This is a genomic window from Wenyingzhuangia sp. IMCC45574 (assembly GCF_054182685.1).
In genome coordinates this window covers 1636064-1654643 of record NZ_CM135169.1, presented here as the reverse complement: position 1 = coordinate 1654643, position 18580 = coordinate 1636064, and the positions used below count along the sequence as shown (strand labels likewise).

General features: G+C 32.7%; 13 protein-coding genes. 9 read left to right on the top strand and 4 right to left on the bottom strand.

What is annotated here, in order from left to right; all coding sequences use genetic code 11:
• Window positions 1–24: 24 nt before the first annotated feature.
• Window positions 25–1356: a sensor histidine kinase gene (locus ACXHHC_RS06995; protein WP_458228918.1), complete on the bottom strand. Its 1332-nt coding sequence runs from the start codon at window positions 1354–1356 to the stop codon at window positions 25–27.
• Window positions 1357–2724: a sigma-54-dependent transcriptional regulator gene (locus ACXHHC_RS06990; RefSeq protein ID WP_458228917.1), complete on the bottom strand. Its 1368-nt coding sequence runs from the start codon at window positions 2722–2724 to the stop codon at window positions 1357–1359.
• Window positions 2725–3079: 355 nt separating this feature from the next.
• Between ACXHHC_RS06990 and ACXHHC_RS06985 the strand changes: the two genes are divergently transcribed.
• The 7 genes from ACXHHC_RS06985 (at window position 3080) to ACXHHC_RS06955 (ending at window position 14417) form a co-directional block, all read left to right on the top strand.
• Window positions 3080–4435 carry a TolC family protein gene (locus ACXHHC_RS06985; RefSeq protein ID WP_458228916.1) on the top strand — a complete coding sequence of 452 codons (1356 nt, stop codon included), beginning with the start codon at window positions 3080–3082 and terminating at the stop codon, window positions 4433–4435.
• 4 nt (window positions 4436–4439) lie between these two features.
• The gene (locus ACXHHC_RS06980; RefSeq protein ID WP_458228915.1) at window positions 4440–5690 is read left to right on the top strand and encodes an efflux RND transporter periplasmic adaptor subunit; all 1251 of its coding nucleotides are present in this window, start codon (window positions 4440–4442) and stop codon (window positions 5688–5690) included.
• A 179-nt stretch (window positions 5691–5869) separates the two neighbouring features.
• Window positions 5870–6565 carry an ABC transporter ATP-binding protein gene (locus ACXHHC_RS06975; protein WP_458228914.1) on the top strand — a complete coding sequence of 232 codons (696 nt, stop codon included), beginning with the start codon at window positions 5870–5872 and terminating at the stop codon, window positions 6563–6565.
• 3 nt (window positions 6566–6568) lie between these two features.
• Complete coding sequence (locus ACXHHC_RS06970; protein WP_458228913.1) at window positions 6569–8977, top strand: ABC transporter permease; 2409 nt, start codon at window positions 6569–6571, stop codon at window positions 8975–8977.
• Between the two features lie 10 nt (window positions 8978–8987).
• Window positions 8988–11432 carry an ABC transporter permease gene (locus tag ACXHHC_RS06965; protein ID WP_458228912.1) on the top strand — a complete coding sequence of 815 codons (2445 nt, stop codon included), beginning with the start codon at window positions 8988–8990 and terminating at the stop codon, window positions 11430–11432.
• 1 nt (window position 11433) lies between these two features.
• Entirely contained in the window at window positions 11434–13875 is a 2442-nt protein-coding gene (locus ACXHHC_RS06960) for an ABC transporter permease (protein ID WP_458228911.1), read from the top strand.
• Between the two features lie 158 nt (window positions 13876–14033).
• A complete protein-coding gene (locus ACXHHC_RS06955; protein WP_458228910.1) occupies window positions 14034–14417 on the top strand; it encodes a toxin-antitoxin system YwqK family antitoxin in 384 nt (127 codons plus the stop codon).
• Between the two features lie 387 nt (window positions 14418–14804).
• Here the strand turns inward: ACXHHC_RS06955 and ACXHHC_RS06950 are convergent, their stop codons facing one another.
• A complete protein-coding gene (locus tag ACXHHC_RS06950; protein ID WP_458228909.1) occupies window positions 14805–15605 on the bottom strand; it encodes a Cof-type HAD-IIB family hydrolase in 801 nt (266 codons plus the stop codon).
• Between the two features lie 145 nt (window positions 15606–15750).
• On the opposite strand from ACXHHC_RS06950, the gene glyA reads away from it, so the two are divergent.
• Window positions 15751–17025: a serine hydroxymethyltransferase gene (gene glyA / locus ACXHHC_RS06945; protein WP_458228908.1), complete on the top strand. Its 1275-nt coding sequence runs from the start codon at window positions 15751–15753 to the stop codon at window positions 17023–17025.
• A 308-nt stretch (window positions 17026–17333) separates the two neighbouring features.
• Here glyA and ACXHHC_RS06940 read toward each other — a convergent pair whose 3' ends face one another.
• The gene (locus ACXHHC_RS06940) at window positions 17334–17489 is read right to left on the bottom strand and encodes a hypothetical protein (protein WP_458228907.1); all 156 of its coding nucleotides are present in this window, start codon (window positions 17487–17489) and stop codon (window positions 17334–17336) included.
• A 319-nt stretch (window positions 17490–17808) separates the two neighbouring features.
• On the opposite strand from ACXHHC_RS06940, the gene ACXHHC_RS06935 reads away from it, so the two are divergent.
• Window positions 17809–18546 (top strand): family 16 glycoside hydrolase, encoded by a 738-nt coding sequence (locus ACXHHC_RS06935; RefSeq protein ID WP_458228906.1) that lies wholly within the window; start codon window positions 17809–17811, stop codon window positions 18544–18546.
• Window positions 18547–18580: the final 34 nt, after the last annotated feature.

The following is an 18580-nucleotide window of genomic DNA, read 5'->3' as shown; positions in this document are numbered from 1 at the left end:
TGATTTTTCTAGTATTGATAATATTTAAAAAAACAACACAAACGTACTCCCCTCATCCAATACAGAATGTAAACTTAGTCTACCACCGTGGAGCTTTAAAATCTGTTTAGACAAGCTCAAACCAATACCAGAGCCGTTGGTTTTTGTAGTAAAAAACGGAATAAAAATTTGTTGTTGCAGGTCCTCAGAAATTCCTGTTCCGTTGTCTTTAACAGCAATGTACTTTTGGTTTTGTTCATTTAGCCCTGCCGAGATTTCAATCAAAGGTTGTTTTGTTTCTTTGGTTGCTTGTACGGCATTTTTAATCAAATTGCTTAAGACAAGGGTAATGAGCTTTTCGTCGGCAAATAGTTCAAAATCGGGTTCGGTTATGTTAAATTGAAAAGTAACCAGAGGGTAATTTTCTTTGGAAATGATAGCTAGTTTGTCAAAGAAATCCTGTCCGTTGATAATGCTTTTGTCGGGAGTTGGAATGTTCATCAAACTACGGTAAGCATCTACAAAGCTCATCAAATCATCACTTTGACTTTTAATCACTTCCAATCCTTTTACCGTGTTTTTGGTTTGCTGCTCGTCTAGTGGCTCTTCATTGTTTTTAAAGTAGGTAATAATAGAGTTGGAGATAGAGCTAATTGGAGTGATGGTATTCATAATTTCATGAGCCAGTACTTGTATCAGTCGAGACCAAGATTCGGTTTCTTTTTCGTCCAATTCACTCTTAATATTTTCTAAAGTAATCAGTTTTAAATGTTCGCTGTTTAAGACCAAGTCAATAGATTTTACCACCAATTCTAAAGATTCACGCTCGTTGTTAAAGTTGATCAGTTTTCTATCAAAAGAACTAAAACTTTCTAACAAACGGTATAAGTTACTATTGGTGCTTTCTAGTTGACGAATATGATTAAGTTGAGGTTTATGAAACAAGGTTTTGGATGCGGGATTTGCAAATAAAATATGTCCCTTTTGGTTAATGGTTAAAATTCCTGTTTTGGTATGTTTTAAAATTTCTTGATAGTAATTTTCTTGCGATTGGTATTTTAATTGAATGTTCTTAATTAGAGAGTTTACCTTGTTTAAGCTGGTGTGTAGCTCATTTAAAGAAACTTGTTGTTTTTTGTCTTCTGGAAATTGAAGTGTAAAATCTTCATTCTTTAAAGCATCAAAAAAATAAGCTATTTTTCTATTGGTTTGGTTTAGGAATCTAACCAAATTGATGCTAAGTCCAATGCTTAACAAGGCTGTAAGTACTGCAAGAATATAGTGTTCTTTTAAGATACAGTAATTCAATACAAACAATAGAATTGTAAGTAGTAGAATTCTAAAAATTAGAAGGTAATAGAAGTTTTTACTAGCCATTTATTTGTGAATCGTCTTTTTTACTTTGTTGTACAATGTTTGTCTGGTAATTCCCAATTCAGTAGCGGCTGCAGAATAATTTCCTTCGTGTTTGTTTAAGGCATTGGCAATCATTCTGTGTTCCATTTCTTCTATGGTTTTACAGTTTGTTTCTAGAGTAGTGGTCGCTGTTGTGTTCAGTAAAAAATCAGTGTCTGTTAGTGTAAGTTCTTCGCACAAAATTACTGCTCTTTCCATGGTGTGCTGTAGTTCTCTAATGTTTCCAGGCCAATTGTGAGCTAAGAGTTTTTTCTGAGCCTTGGTGTTAAGTACAAAAGGTTGCTTGTTGTATTTGTTAGTGAACTTTTTCATGAAAAAATCGGCTAGAATCAAAATGTCGTTCTCTCGTTCTTTTAAACTTGGAATTTCTAAATGAATGGTGTTTATTCTGTAGAGTAAATCTTCTCTAAACGAGCCTTCTTGTACCTTTTCTATTAGATTGGCATTGGTGGCACAAACCAAGCGAATGTCTACAGGAATAGGTTGGTTAGATCCTACCTTAACAATTACACGGTCTTGAATAGCGCGTAGCAGTTTGGATTGCATAGACAACGACAGGTTTCCTATTTCGTCTAAAAATAATGTACCTCCATTGGCGGCTTCAAATTTTCCAATTCGGTCTTCTTTAGCATCGGTAAAAGATCCTTTAACATGCCCAAACAATTCACTTTCAAAAAGCGACTCGGAAATACTCCCCATATCTACACTTACAAAAACCTCTGTGCTTCTTTGGGAATGCTGATGTAGTTCTTTGGCAATTAGTTCTTTTCCTGTTCCGTTTTCTCCTGTAATAAGTACATTTACATCTGTTTGGGCTACTTTTCGGGTAACGGACAAGACTTTGTTTAGTGCTTTAGAATTTCCTACGATAATGTTCTTAGGAGGGTTGATCAGACTTTTTAGTTGGTTTTCCTTGTTTTTAAGTTTGTTAATTTCTGCTTTAGACTTTCTTAAATCTAAGGCAGACTTAATGGTGGTTAACAATTTTTGATTGTGCCAAGGTTTAAGAATAAAATCTGTAGCTCCTTTTTTAATCGCATTTACAGCCAAATCAATAGCTCCAAAAGCGGTCATTAGAATAACAGATGCATCTGGTGCTTGTTTTTGTATTTCATTTAGCCAAAACAATCCTTCGTTTCCTGTATTTACTCCAGCCGAAAAATTCATGTCTAGCAATACCACATCTACCGACTTTAAATCAGCAAAGGAGCTAATACGATTAGGATTGCTTAAACACGATACTTTTTTGTATTCGTATATTAATAAAATTTCCAAAGCGCTTAAAACACTTTTGTTGTCGTCAATAATCAAAATATGTGCGTTGGTCATTATCAGTATTACTTTTTCAGTGTCACTTCGAGTTGATTTTTTAGTGCAACGGAGAAATCAGTATCGAGAAGTATTTCGGAATTAAAATTCCAAAGTTGTTCTCGATATCCCTGAAACGAGTTCAGGGTACTCGAACTGACATGGTTCACGATTTCTGTTAAATGATATGAAAACCATTTTATAAAAATGAAGCTACAAATTCTACGCTATAGAATCTTTAAAGTGTAAAATAAATTTACACTTTAAGTTAATATATTTTACAGACTATAAAATATTTAGGCTGTTTTTTTGTGTTAAAGTGTTGTTTTGTAGTGTGTTGTGTTTTTGGCACGAGCTTAGCCAATAGAAAAGTCAAATGAGAACAAAACAATACACAACATACGTTTTAGTAGTGCTTTTTATATTGATGTTTGTAAAGGCAAGGGCACAAAAAGTATGGTCTTTACAAGACTGTATTAGTTATGCGTTGGATCATAATTTAAAATTAAAGTCTTTGAATTACCAAGCAGCAACACAAAAAGAAAATTACAAACAGTCTTACAGAGAATTATTGCCAAGAATAGGTGCCAGTGCCAATTATAGAATTCGCTACGGACGTTCTATAGACGACCAAAACCGTGTAACGTTTAGCGATAATTTTTCTAATTTTTATTCAATTAACGCAACCATAGATGTTTTTCAAGGGCTAAAAAAGTGGAATAGAATAGCAGCTTCTAAATTTATTTACAAAGCGGTAACAGAAGAAGTAAGGCAACAGCAGTTTATGTTAGCATTTAATACCATGAATGCCTATTACGATTTGATCTTTTTTAAAGGCTTGGTAAAAATATCGAAAGAACAAGAAGCCATTTCTCATGCAAATTTTATGTATGTAAAAAAGCAAGTGGCTTTAGGATTAAAAGCTGGGGTAGATGTTTACGAAGCAGAGTCTGCTTGGATGAACGATCAGTTGGAATTAACCAGAAGTAACAACTTTTTAAAAGAAGCAGCATTAAAATTACAACAGACTATGAATATTGAGGTAGTTGAGAGTTTTAACATAGAAAGTAAAGAAAGGTTAGAGTTAGTGTTGGCCAAAGAGCATGTAAATATAGACAGTGTTTATAAAGCCTCTAAGACTTTTTTACCAAGCATTAAATCCAAAGTTTTCAATCTAAAAGCAACTCGCAAGAATTTACAATTGGTAAAGGGAGATTTGTATCCGTCTTTAACGGTTTCTTCTGGACTATCTACCAGTGTGTTTGAAACCAATAGGAATGAAAACGATGAGATGATTCCTTTTAAACAGCAATTTGATAATAATTTATCTCAGTTTGTAAGTTTAAATTTAAATGTGCCCATTTTTAACAAGTGGGGAGCAAGGTCTAGAGTAAAAAAGCAAAAGATAGCGGTAAAAATTGCAGAGAATCAGTTGGCTATGGAAACACAAGAACTGTATAGAATTATTCAGAGTGTTATTCAGAAATACAAAGCCGCAAGTGCCTCTTATCAGTTGGCACAAAAAAACGAAGCACTAAGAGCATTGTCTTTTAAAGTAGCTCAAAAAAAATACAAAAGAGGTTTGTTAAGCATGATAGAATTAAATCAAGCTAAAAATAGATATGCGCAAGCGCAAAACGAAAATTTACAAAATCAACTAAATCTAGAAATTCAAAGTAAAACATTGTCATTTTACAAAGGAATAAAAGTGTTTGGTTTTATTCAAGAATAGAAAAATGGATATTAAATTAGAGAAGAAAAAAGGATTAAAACCCAAGCAATACGGTTACATTGTATTGGTTGTATTTATTTTGTTTTTAATGTGGAAGGCCATTTTTGGAGTGTCTGTTGCTACTTTTAAAATAGAGAAAGAAAAGCTGTCTATTGCTACTGTAATAGAAGGAGATTTTGATGATTATATTACCATTAACGGAATGGTAGCTCCTATTAGTACCGTTTATATGGATGCTTATGAAGGGGGGAGAATTACCGAAAAGTTTATAGAAGAAGGAGCGATGGTAAAAAAGGGAGATGTGATTTTAAAATTAGAAAATAGAGGATTGTACGAACAGATACTGGCCAGTGAAAATAATTTGGCATTAAAGCAGAACGATCTACGATCTACCAAAATTACATTTGATAGCAGACAAGCCGATAATAAGAAAGAATTAATTAGAGCCGAGTATCAATTAAAAAGGTTGAAAAGAAATTACGAGCAACAGAAAGCATTATACGACGAAGCATTGATTTCTAGAGAAAGTTGTACGATTGCGCAAGAGAATTACGAACAGGCAGCCCAACAATATCAACTGATTAATTTACAGGCAACACAATTTGAGCAGCTAAGAAAAACCACTTTAAACGATTTGGATTTGGACCTGGCAAGAATGAAAAAAACACTGTCTATGGTATACGAACGTATTGATCATTTAAATGTAAGAGCACCATCGGATGGACAGTTAGGTTTTTTAGACGGCGAAATTGGACAAAGCATAGGCAGAGGAAAACGAATTGGACAAATTAATATTTTAACAAATTTTAAAATAGAAGCCGAAATAGATGAACATTATATAGATCGTGTAAAAAGAGGTTTACTGGCTTCTTTTGAGCGTAATGAAGAAGAGTATGGCCTAAAAATAAAGAAAGTTTATCCAGAAGTAAGAAATGGAACCTTTAAGGTCGATTTGGTTTTTACTGGTGAAAAGCCAGCAACCATAAGAGCAGGACAAAGCTATCATGTAAAGTTACAGTTAGGTGCTTCTAACAGAGCCAAAATGATTCCTAGGGGAGGTTTTTTTCAGAGTACAGGGGGACAGTGGGTTTTTGTATTAGATCCAACAGGAGAAAGGGCTATAAAAAGAACTGTTAAAATTGGAAAACAAAATTCTAGATATTACGAATTGTTGTCTGGTTTAGATGCAGGTGAAGCAATTATTAGCTCTAGTTACGATAGTTTTGGAGAGGTAGAACAAATTGTGTTTAAGTAATAAAGGTTGATGCGTAGAGGTGTCTAGTCATTATGGAAGTTTTGAGTAGTGAGAGCAGCTTTTGAATTTAAACTCGGAAATACTTCTCGATACTTTCTGAGCTTTCAGTTTACATGAGTCAGAAAACTCGAAGTGACAATAAAGAATAAATAAGAAATAGTAAAAACATCATAAATATCATGATACAAATAGAAAATTTAAAGAAAAGCTTTAAGACAGAAGAGGTAGAAACTTTGGCTTTAAATAGTGTGAATTTAAACGTAGAAAAAGGAGAGTTTGTAGCTATTATGGGTCCTTCGGGTTGTGGAAAATCTACCTTGTTAAACATTATTGGTTTGTTAGACAATCCTACCAGTGGAGCATACACTTTTGCGGGACATAAGGCATCAGGTTTAAAAGAAAGAGAAAGAACCCAATTAAGAAAAGGAAATCTAGGGTTTGTTTTTCAGAGTTTTAATTTAATTGATGAACTAACGGTTTACGAAAATGTAGAATTGCCATTGATCTATTTAAAAATGGGAAAGGCAGAACGCAAACAAAAAGTAACAGAGGTGTTAGAGCGCATGAAAATTGGTCATAGAGCCAAACATTTTCCACAACAATTATCTGGAGGACAACAGCAAAGAGTGGCAATTGCGAGAGCGGTGGTTACCAACCCTAAATTAATTTTAGCGGATGAACCAACGGGGAATTTAGATTCTAAAAATGGAATTGAAGTAATGAATTTATTAACGGAATTAAATCAAGAAGGAGCCACCATTATTATGGTAACACACTCCGATAGAGATTCTCATTATGCGCATAGAGTAGTAAACTTATTCGATGGTCAGATTGTAACAGAAAGTCAGAATAGAGTTTTGGAAGTAAAAGCATAGACAGTGATACACAACTATTTTAAAATAGCTTGGAGGAATCTTCAAAAGAATAAACTATTTGCAGTAATCAATTGTTTTGGACTGTATGCAGGACTATTTTTCTTTTTTTTAATTGGTGCTTATATATGGGGAGAATATCATATAAACAGAGAATTAAAAGATACAGATAGGCAGTGTTTTTTAATGAGCGAGTGGAAGAAAAAAAGCATGGGCTTAGATTTTACAACTCTGGCTCCTTTGGCTAAAAAACTAAAAGAAGATTATCCAAATTTGGTTGCGGACTATTATAGATTTGATGGAGTTACGTCTATTATTTCTAGTAACGATTTTACAGCAAGAGAAAGTATTCAGTTGGGAGATCATTCGTTGTTAAATATGTATGGTTTTCAATTGCTTTACGGAAATAGTCTATCTGCTTTTGAGAGTCCAAATTCTGTAGTAATTACTCAACAAGTAGCGTTAAAATATTTTGGAAAAAAGGATGTGGTGGGAGAAACATTAGTTGTTGAGAATTTTAGTAAAAAGAAACAAAGTTTTACAATTACGGGTGTTTTAAAATCATTATCCAAAAGTTCCGTAACCCATATTCAATACGAAAACACTACAGATACTTCTTTAGTGGCAGGTTTATTTATGCCTATTGAGGCAAATGCATTTTTTGGGAGAGGAACACTAACCTCTTGGCATAATATCTATACACCTTCATTTGTAAAGCTTCAGAAGGGAATTAAAAAAGAACAGTTGGAAAGTGCTATTGCAGCATTGGTGTCTCAACATACTTCTAAAGAAATTCAGGAAAATTTAAAAGTAAGTCCAGTATTGTTACAAGATTACTATTTGGAGAAAGAAGATGGGGCTGCAAAGACCAATATTTGGGTTTTAATGGTAATTGGAGGGTTTATCTTATTGATGGCAACTGTGAATTTTATTAATATCTCTGTTAGTATTATGGGGGGCAGAGTTAGAGAGATTGGTGTAAGAAAAGTAGTGGGAGGACACAGAGCTCAGCTAGTATTACAGTTTTTATCAGAGTCGTTTATTTTGGTATTGGTTGCAGAGTTACTCGCATTGGGAACTTTTGTTTTATGTAGAACTTTTTTTAGTGAATTAATGGGAGTGGACATTGTGGGTCTTTCTACTATTTCTTACTGGGGAGTTTTTGTGTTTTTAGGACTGTTAATTTCTATTAGTTTGTTGTCTGGTTTGTATCCTGCGTTTGTGCTATCGTCTTTAAGCATTATCTCTTCTTTAAAAGGAGATAAAGGAAGAGAGAAGAGTCAACTTCAAAAAGCTTTAGTGGTTTCACAATTTGTAATAGGATTGGTAATTGTTACCGCTTCTCTTATCATTACAAAACAGATAGATTACTTTTTTCAGAAAGATTTAGGGTACAATAAGGAGTTTGTTATTACGGCTCAAGTTCCACGAGACTGGTCGCCAAAAGGAGTGCGAAAAATGGAAGTAGTTCGTAATGAATTTAAGAATTTAACTACGGTGGTTAATGCTTCATTGTCTTATGAAATACCCAATGGTTATTTTGGGTATAACTTCTCCTTTTTAAAAGAAGATACCCCAGAAGATAGAATAAAAATAAAATCGTTTACCGTAGATAAGCACTACTTTGCTACTTATGGCATGAAGGTGTACGTAGACGACTACAAGGATTTTGATAGAAAAAATAGTATTAGTATTAATGAATCTGCAGCAAAATACTTGGGATGGAAAAACCCTATGGAGGCTTTAGGGCAAAAAATAAGAATTCAAAACCAACAGCAATTTTATACCATTCACCAAATTGTTAAAGATTTTCATTTTGATTCTATGAAGAATCATATAGAACCTTTGGTCTTTTTTGATGTAACAGCGTTGAATCATTTTCGATACCTAAGTTTTAAAGTAAAATCCAATCAAATAGAAAATACACTTTCTGAAATTGAAGCCAAGTGGCAACAGTTTTTTCCAGATACAGTTTTTGAGTTTGAGTTTATGGATGAGGTGGTAAAAGGTTTGTACACAAACGAAATACGTTTTAAAAATGCCGTTTACTATGCTGCTGTTATTTCGTTTTTAATTGTGCTTTTAGGGGTTGTTGGTTTGGTTTTAATTAATATTCAAAAAAGAGAAAAAGAGTTAGCTGTAAGAAAAGTTTTAGGAGCTTCTTTATTAAATAATGTATTGTTGTTTACCAAAGAAATGAGTGCTTTAATTCTGATTGCTTTTGTAATTGCTACTCCTTTAGTGTATTACTCTATGAGTAGTTGGCTAAGTGGATATGCGTATAGCATTAAGATAACGACCACTCCTTTTGTTGTTTCTATAATAAGTCTATGGGCAATTTGTAGCATGCTGATTATAGGGTTAACGTTTAAAGTGGCCAAAAGTACTCCGCTAAAAACATTAAAAACAGAATAAAAATAGTTAGATGATAAATACACTCTTTATAAAAATATTTACCCGTTTTTTGGTGAAAAACAAGCTTTTTACCATTGTTAATATTTTGGGATTATCCTTGGGGATTGTAAGTAGTTTACTTTTGTTAAAGTACGTTTCTTATCATACTAGCTTTGATAACTTTTTTGATGGTTCCGAACGCATTTACAGAGTTAGTACACATCGTTATAAGAATGATATAAAGTTGGATGATTTAGCAAAATCATACAAAGCTGTGGCTCCTGCACTGGAAAACGATTTTTCTGAAGTGGAAGCTGCTACACGGTTGATTTATGAAAAATGTTTGATGGATTATCGTGAGGGTGAGGTTCGTTTGAATGACATGAATGTATATTGGGGAGAAAGTTCCTTTTTAAAAGTATTTAATTTAAAGGTTTTAGAAGGAGATACCAATCAACCTTTGAGTCGTCCATTTACTACGATTATATCAAAGTCTACAGCAGCTAAATATTTTAAAAAAGGTGAAAGTCCAATAGGGAAAATTGTGAATTTAAATGGAGATGATTATCCCATGGAAATAACAGCTGTGTTTGAAAATATACCTTCTAATTCTCATCTTCCATGTGATTTTGTTGTGTCTTGGGCAACTGGTATTAGTAAAGGGTGGCTTAAAAAAGGACATGTTTGGAAATCTTTAGGAATGCATACTTATTTTAGACTTAAAGAACATGTCTCTGTTGTCTCTACTTTAGAAAAAATAACAAAAGGATTAAAAAGATTACGTAGGGAGTCGATTGGTAAATCGGATGTGGTTTCAGAGTATAGTACGATTCCTATTAAGGACGTGTATTTAAAGCATAATTATAAAGGAGAAATAAAAGAGCGTAAAGGAGTAGATGAGGAACGAATTCAGTTTTTGGTAATCATCTCTATTATTATCATGGTAGTTACTTGGATTAACTATGTGAACTTATCCACAGGGAAAACAATGGATAGGGTAAAAGAAATAGGAGTTAAAAAATCACTAGGAGCTACTAAGCAACACATTGCTTTTTCTTTCTTTGGTGAAACATTTATTATAAGTGTTTTATCATTTGTTCTCTCGGTAGTGATTATTGGGGGCTTTAAAAATTTTACGACTAAGGAAGCTAATTTTGAGTTTGTATATAATGTTTGGAACGACGTTTCTTTTTGGGTAAGGGTTATTTCCTTAGTGTTTTTTGTTTCCTTATTGTCTTCTTTGTATCCAGCTTTTGTATTGTCAAGACTGGTTCCGTTTAAAGCATTAAAAGGAAAATCCTCAAGTCAGTTTCAGTTGGTTAAGAAAGGTTTGGTTTTGTTTCAATTTATTGTTGCAGTAGGTCTCATTTCTAGTTCACTAATTGTTTTTAAACAATTGCAGTTTATGAAGCAAAAGCCTTTAGGTTTTCATCCAGAAAAGATTCTATTGGTAAAAGCTCCAAAGTCTATGAACTCGCATCAAAAGGCGTTTTCTAATATGGCAATTTTTAAACAGAAAACAGAACATCTTTTAGGAGTAGAGAAAACATCTGCTTCTATGACTGTACCAGGGCAGGTTCATATTAGAACAACAAACAACTATAAAAGAGCAAACGCAGCTCAGGAAAAATCACAAGATGTTTTTTATCAGAAAGGAATTATAGACGAGAGCTTTTTTGAAACTTATGAAATTCCATTTTTAGCAGGACGAAATTTTACTAAGAATTTAAAGAAACATAAAAAGGATATTATTATCAACGAAAAGGCTTGCAAAGCATTAGGGTTTAAAAATGCTGAAGAGGCCGTTCATCAACAAATTAGGGCGGATAGAAATAGTAGTCTGAATATTATAGGAGTGGTGAAAAATTACCATCAATTAGGATTGCAGTCTGAGATAATACCGACAGTGTATTTCTATGGACTAAAGTATAACTATATTTTTGGGCACTTCTCTCTTCAACTTTCTACAAACAACCATCAAGAAGTAGTTTCTCAGGTAAAAACGATATGGAATTCAATTTATACAGAAGATTCTTTTGTTTCTTATCCAATGCAAGATTATTACAATTTGCAGTATGAAAAAGAGGATAACTTTATGAATGTTTTTTTAATAGCCACGTTTATTGCGATTCTAATATGTGCTTTAGGACTGTATGCTCTTTCTGCTTTTGCTATTAGAGATAGAATAAAGGAGGTTGGTGTAAGAAAAGTATTGGGTGCTACTGTTTTGGAGTTGTTTGTAATGCTGTCTAAAGATTTTTTAAAAGTGGTTGTACTATCCATTGGTATTTCTATTCCAGTGGTTTACATCTTAATGAATAATTGGTTGCAAAATTTTGCATACCAAATAGAAATGCCATGGGAGGTGATGTTCTTAGGTAGTATGATAAGTGTAATTATTGCTTTAGTCACCATTAGCTATCATGTAATTAAAGCATCTTGGAGCAATGTAGTTTTAAGTTTAAAAACCGAATAAAATGATAAAGAACACATTAAAATTCTCTTTACGAATTTTTAAAAGAGAAAAGTTATTTACCTCTATTAATATTGCAGGCTTGGTGTTGGGCTATACTACCTGCGTGTTTGTGTTGGGCTATGTTTTGTTTGAGTTTTCTTATGAGAGTGAAATTTCTAATAGTAGTTCTATTTATAGGGTAAATACAAAGCGATATTTAAACGAAAAGAAAGTATATCATGCTGGTAAGGGGCCTTCTAGGTTAGGAGAGGTGGCAGTAGAAAAAATTCCGAATTTAGAAGCAGTTGTAAGGGTTTACAACGAAATTTGTTTGGTGTATACAGATGAGTATAAGTCTGCTACAGAAAAGGTTTCTTGGGTAGGTAAAGACTTTTTTAAGGTGTTTAAAGGAGTGTTGTTAATAGGGGATCCAGAAACTGTTTTAGACGGTCCTTTAAAAACGGTACTAACAGCATCTAAAGCAAATGCTTTGTTTGGCAAGGAGAATCCAATAGGGAAGACTGTTAAAATAAACGAGGGAATGGTGTTTCAAGTATCTGGTGTTGTAAAAGCTCCTCCAGAGAACACACATTTTAAATACGATTACCTAACTACCTTGTCCACATTTGTAAAATATGGCTGGATGTCACCAAAGGGAAATTGGAATAGAAACTTTAATTATACCTATGTTACCATAGATAATTCAGCATCTAAAGAAAAGGTAGGGAACGATTTAAATGCACTCGCTCTATTGCATGTAAACCCTAAAAAAGAAAAAGGACAACGCTTAGAGTTTGAGCTAGATCCGATTCAGTCGATACATTTAAATTCTCATTTTGCCGATGATTTTGAATTGAGTGGAAATGTAAGTTTGCTATATATTGTAATTACAGTAGGAGTATTGTTGTTGCTAATTGTGTTCCTAAATTTTGTGAACTTAAGTACTGCATTGGTTTTAAAAAGAACCAAAGATGTTGGAGTAAGAAAAACCTTTGGAGCCTCTAAAATGGAATTGAGAGCTCAATATTTTGTAGAAGCATTGTTGTTGAATTTTGTAGCTTTTGTCTTAGCAGCTTTATTGGTACTTATAAGTAAAAGTTACTTAGAGCAGTTGTTTCAGATACATTTTAGTTTCAAATTTCTATCCAATCCTATTAGTTGGTTGCTATTGCTCGTTTTTTTCTTAGGTACTATTGTCTTAGTGGCAATGTATCCGGCATTGGTGCTTTCTTCTTTAAATATTGTTTCTGCGGTAAAAGGAAAACTAAACCATGCAAATCATACAGATTCTACAGTAAAAAAGGTATTGTTAACGGTACAGTTTACGGCTTCTATTTTTTTAATTATAGGTGCCTTTGTAATTTATCAACAGGTGAATTATATGAAAAATCATGATTTAGGGATGGATATGAAGCACGTATTGTCTCTACAGGCACCTTCTACTTTAAACTCAGGATTTAGAAATAAACAGGCACGAGCCATTAAGGAAAGGAAGTTTAGGTATTTTAAAGAACGTTTATTAAAGAATTCTGGAATTAAAAATGTAGGAACTTCTATGGTATTACCAGGGCAGGATGTAAATAGAAGGGTAATTAACAAGGTGCAGCGTATGGATACCGGAGAGGTCTTTGAAGGTAAAATGGAAAGAAGGATAATAGACGAATCTTTTTTTCCTGTGTACGGAACAGGTTTTTTAGCAGGAAAAAACTTTTTGCCGAGTCCTGTAGATAAACCAAGACAGGATGTGATAATTAATAATAAAGCCCGAAAATTACTAGGTTTTAAGAGTGCTAGTGAAGCAATTGGTAAAATGATACATACCTATAATCCTAAACTTAAAATTGTGGGGGTGGTTAAAGATATTCACTTAAAATCATTAGACGAATCTGTAGAGCCTACCTTTTTTGTAAATGTCCACCCTTGGGAGTTTGGCTATTACCTTATTAAGTTAGATGGTGTACATGTTTCAGAGCAAATTAATTTTATAAAAAGTATATGGGAAGATAATTATCCTAACGACCCTTTTGTTCCAGAATTTTCAGATCACTATTTTAATCAGCAATACAAAAGTTATGAGCAATTTGGAATTATTTTTAATGCATTAACCTTGTTAACTATTTTTATTGCCAATCTTGGTTTGTTGGCAATGGTTTCCTTATCAACCACAGAAAAGTTAAAAGAAATTGGTGTAAGAAGAGTGTTAGGGGCCAGCAATAAAGAGGTGTTTAAGTTGATGTCTATAGGTTTTATGAGATTAATTTTAATTTCTGGAGCAATAGCAAGTCCTATGGTGTGGTATTTTTTACAGAATTGGTTGAATAATTTCTCCTACAAAATTGTCATTTCACCAGTCTATTTTTTAATAGGAATTTGCTCCGTGATCCTAGTAGCTTTGTTAAATATCTCGTTTTATGCTTATAAAGCACTGCGATATCATCCCGTAGAAATCATAAGAGAAGAATAAATAAGTTGCTGATTATAAGGTTTAATGTTAAATTAAACTGTCTAAAATCAGTCTGTTTTATGATAAAAAGCATTAAATGTTAAATTAATGTTAACTTAATGTTGTTCAAATGTAAAATAAATGTATCTTTGTAGTGTAAAACACAAATACAAAAAATTATGAAAAAAGCATTTTTATTAGTAGCGCTATTCATTGGAACATTATCATATAGTCAAAACAAAGTTGAGGTTAAAGAAACTAAATCAGGACTGTTAGAAGTTACTTATTATCATGATAATGGTAAGGTAGCACAAACGGGATTTATTAATAACAACAAAAAAAATCACGGAGTTTGGAAGCTATATGATGTAAACGGTAATTTAAAGTCTACAGGAAATTACAATAATGGAATGAAAGTTGGAACTTGGGTTTTTTGGAATAATCCAGGACAACAAAATTCTCATTTCGCAAGAGTTGAATTTAATAAAAACAACAGAATTGCAACAGTATATAACTCAGATTCGAATACTAAGATTGCACTTAGCGAAATAGACGAAGAATAGCCACATTAGGCTAAACTAGACTACCCAATAAAAAACATCCGTCAATTTAATAATTGACGGATGTTTTTGTTTTTATTAAAAATCAGTAAAAAAAATTAAGCTGATAGTTTCTTTTTCTTACTCTTTAATCTAACAGATCTTTCTACTCCTTTTATATAGGTATACTGTGTATCGCATTTAGAACATGTTAGAAACTCAGAAAAGAATAAGAGTCTTTTTAGTTTCTTTTTTTTATTCTTAGATCGTAATGTAGACCCACAATTTGGGCAATGTCTTTTTTTCATAACTATAAAAATTAATAGTTGGATTGTAAAAATATGAAAAAAATATATTGAATGACTTGATTTTTGTTAACTAAAGAGTTGATTTATTTAACTATGCTTAATTTTAAAGAATGTGTTTTTCTATCACTTCTGCCACTCCATCGTTATTGTTAGAAGCAACAATTAAATCTGCTTTATCTCTTAATTCTGGGGTAACATTGTCTACCCAAACCCCTAAACCAGCAAATTCAACCATTGTTAAATCGTTCCCTGCATTTCCTACAGCAATAGTCTCCTCTTGTTTAATACCCAATTGATCAATCAACCTTTTTAAAGTAGCCGCTTTGTCTATTCCTTTTGGCATTACTTCTAAAAAGAAAGGTTTAGACATTGCAATACTCAAATCGGGTCTTGCAGCTAAAAGTTTAGTTTCTACAGTCCTTAGATAGCTAGGTTCTTCTAGTAACAAACATTTTACACAGTCTTCTTTTATTTCTTCTTTAATATCAGTAACCTTTCTAAAAGGCATTCCCGTTAGGTTAATTTCTACATCTACATATTCCGACTGAATAGGTCCTATAATAGTTCCTTCCTTATAGGTAATAAAGGCTGTTTTATGAGCTACACTAAAATCAAACATTTTATGAAGATCTTTTACACTCAATGCTTGTTCAAAAATACATGCTCCGGTTGCCATATTAATAATCTGACTACCATTGTAAGAAATAATATAAGAGTTGTATTTGTCCAATTCTAAGTCTTTAGCAAAGCTAGTCATTGCATTGGTAGGTCTACCAGAGGCAAGTACAACATAAACTCCTTTTTCTTGTGCCGCTTTGATTGCTTTTCTATTTCTTTCAGATATGGTATGCGCATCGGTTAAAAGCGTATCGTCCATATCTAAGACTATCATTTTGTATTTCATGTTGATATTGGTTTGGTTTTGAAAGCTATAGCTTCTTTAAAAGATTGCAAAATTAAACAAATATATTCTTCTTACTTTTAGTTTAGTGTGAATAAATATTTACTATTTTTGCACTTTATTTTTCAACCTTCAAAACATCAAGAATATGAAACGTGATCAAATCATTTTTGATTTAATTCAGAAAGAAAAAGAGAGACAATTAAAAGGGATTGAATTGATTGCTTCTGAAAACTTTGTTAGTGAACAAGTTATGGAAGCTCAGGGATCTGTTTTAACCAATAAATATGCTGAGGGATACCCTGGTAAAAGGTATTATGGAGGTTGTGAAGTGGTAGATGTTGTAGAGCAATTAGCTATTGATAGAGCTAAAGAATTATACGGTGCAGCTTACGTAAATGTACAGCCTCACTCTGGGTCTCAGGCAAACGCAGCTATTTACTTTTCTGTATTACAACCAGGAGATAAGATTTTAGGATTCGATTTATCTCACGGAGGACACTTAACTCATGGGTCTCCTGTAAACTTTTCTGGTAAAATATACAAGGCAGTTCACTACGGAGTAGAAAAAGAAACAGGAGTTTTAAACTACGATAACATATTAGAAATCGCAAAAGCAGAAAAGCCACAAATTATTGTTGCTGGTGCATCTTCTTACTCAAGAGATATCGATTTTGCTAAGTTTAGAGAAATTGCAGATGCTGTAGGTGCTTACTTATTGGCAGATATTTCTCACCCTTCTGGTATGATTGCTTCTGGAATATTAAACGATCCAATGCCTCACTGTCACTTTGTAACAACTACTACTCACAAGACATTAAGAGGTCCTAGAGGAGGAATGATTATGATGGGGCAAGATTTTGAGAACAGAGATGGAATTAAGTTAAAGAGTGGAAACTTAAAGAAAATGTCTGCAATCTTAAACGGAGCTGTATTCCCAGGATTACAAGGTGGACCATTAGAGCATGTAATTGCAGCAAAAGCAATTGCTTTAGGTGAAGCTTTAACTCCAGAGTACAAAGCATACCAAACTCAAGTTAAGAAAAACGCAGCTAAATTAGCAGAAGAGCTAGTGGCTAAAGATTACCAAATTATTTCTGGAGGAACAGACAACCACTGTATGTTAATCGATTTAAGAAATAAGAATTTATCTGGTAAAGATGCAGAAGGAGCATTGGTAAAAGCAGATATTACAGCAAACAAAAACATGGTTCCTTTTGACGATAAGTCTCCATTTGTTACTTCTGGAATTCGTTTAGGAACTTCAGCAGTTACAACTCGTGGATTAAAAGAAGAGGATATGACGGTAATTGCAAACTTTATTGACGAGGTAATTACGAACTTTGAGAACGATGAAGTTTTAGAAGGTGTTGCTAAGAAAGTTAACGAGTTTATGCAAGAAAGACCGTTATTTCAGTGGTAGTTCTTTAAGAGATAGTTAAGATATAAAAAAAGGTCACTAACGTTTGTTAGTGACCTTTTTTTATATCTTCAATTTTTCAACTTTTTGCTGGTGATACAACTTCTTAGTAGGTTCATTATAATCGGTATCCTGAAAAATACCACAAGAAGTATTTGCTCTTACAAGCGATTTCTTTGATTGTAATTTTGAAAGTTGTTCAATATTAGGGTTTAAATATTTCATTTTTTCCTGTTTCAGCGGTTAGTAACTTTGTATCTATAAAATTAAAAAATATGTTTTAATCTGTAGATTAACGAATTGTAAGCTAATTATGATGCTTTTTTAACGTGCTGAAGATAGTGTTTTAAGCGATTGCTTTCTAAATCACATTTTAAGACAATCCCTCCTGATGTAGAAGAGTTTATCAAAGATTTGTCCAAAGATTTTTTACCTAATTCCTCAATGTTTTTGTTTAAATACTTCATAACTAAATCGTTTAAAATTAATAACTATCTCTACTACAAATCTAAAAAACAGAAACAGTCATCTAGCTGCGTTATCGCAGATTGATATATGTTTTTAAAATATATTAAACAATTACATGGGTTTGTGTTTAAATTTACACATTTGTGTTTTACAGAACTAAACATGAATAGAACAAATGTTTTTCTACTAGAGAGTTAAAGTGCGCTAGCGTACATAAAATGTCAATACTTAAACTATATAATAGTTCTATAATCTAAGTAAGTAACAAACAAAATAGATTTAAATATGCAGCTAATTTTAAGTAAAAGGAACCTTTTTATGGGAATAACTCTTTTTTTAATGATTGGATCAATACAGGGACAAACTAAAAAAAGATTTTTAGAGACAGAGTTAGATAGTGCAAAGTTGGTTTTTCAGGATGATTTTAACAGAGACGAAGAAGACAATCGTAAAGAACAATTAGGGAATGGGTGGAAAACGAATAGTAAAAATAGAGCCAATGGAAATAAACAAGCAGATTTAAGAAACCATGTTTTGTATGTAGAAATGTGGAAAGATGCTACGCATGGAACTTCTATTTTACATACTGCACCCATAGACAATGGTGTGGTTAAAGTTAAGTTTAAGATGCTATCTGTTAACAAAAGAGGAAATGCTATTGAGTTTAATTTTAACAACCCTAAAGCAAAGGATAAAACAGTAAACGGACATGTGTGTCAGGTAGCTGTAAGTCCAACTTCTATAAAAATAGAAGATCAGTACACGGGGCGTTTTAATCCGGAGCTTAGAAAAAAAATGAAAAAGGGAGTAGATAAAAAAGAAGTGAAAAAAATACTAGCTACAAAGAAGAAAAAAATTGCCGTAGCTTATACGTTAAATCAGTGGTATGAGATTACGATCGTATTTAGAAATGATACTTTATTAGTATACATAGATAATGAATACATTGGAAAACACACTTCTTCTGGTTTTGATGTTAAAAAAGAGAATATTGCTTTTTCGCTATGGTCTACAGCAGCAGAGTTTGATGATATAAGTGTTTGGTCTTTGGATTGAGTAAATAATAGAGGCTAATTACCAGAGTATGAAT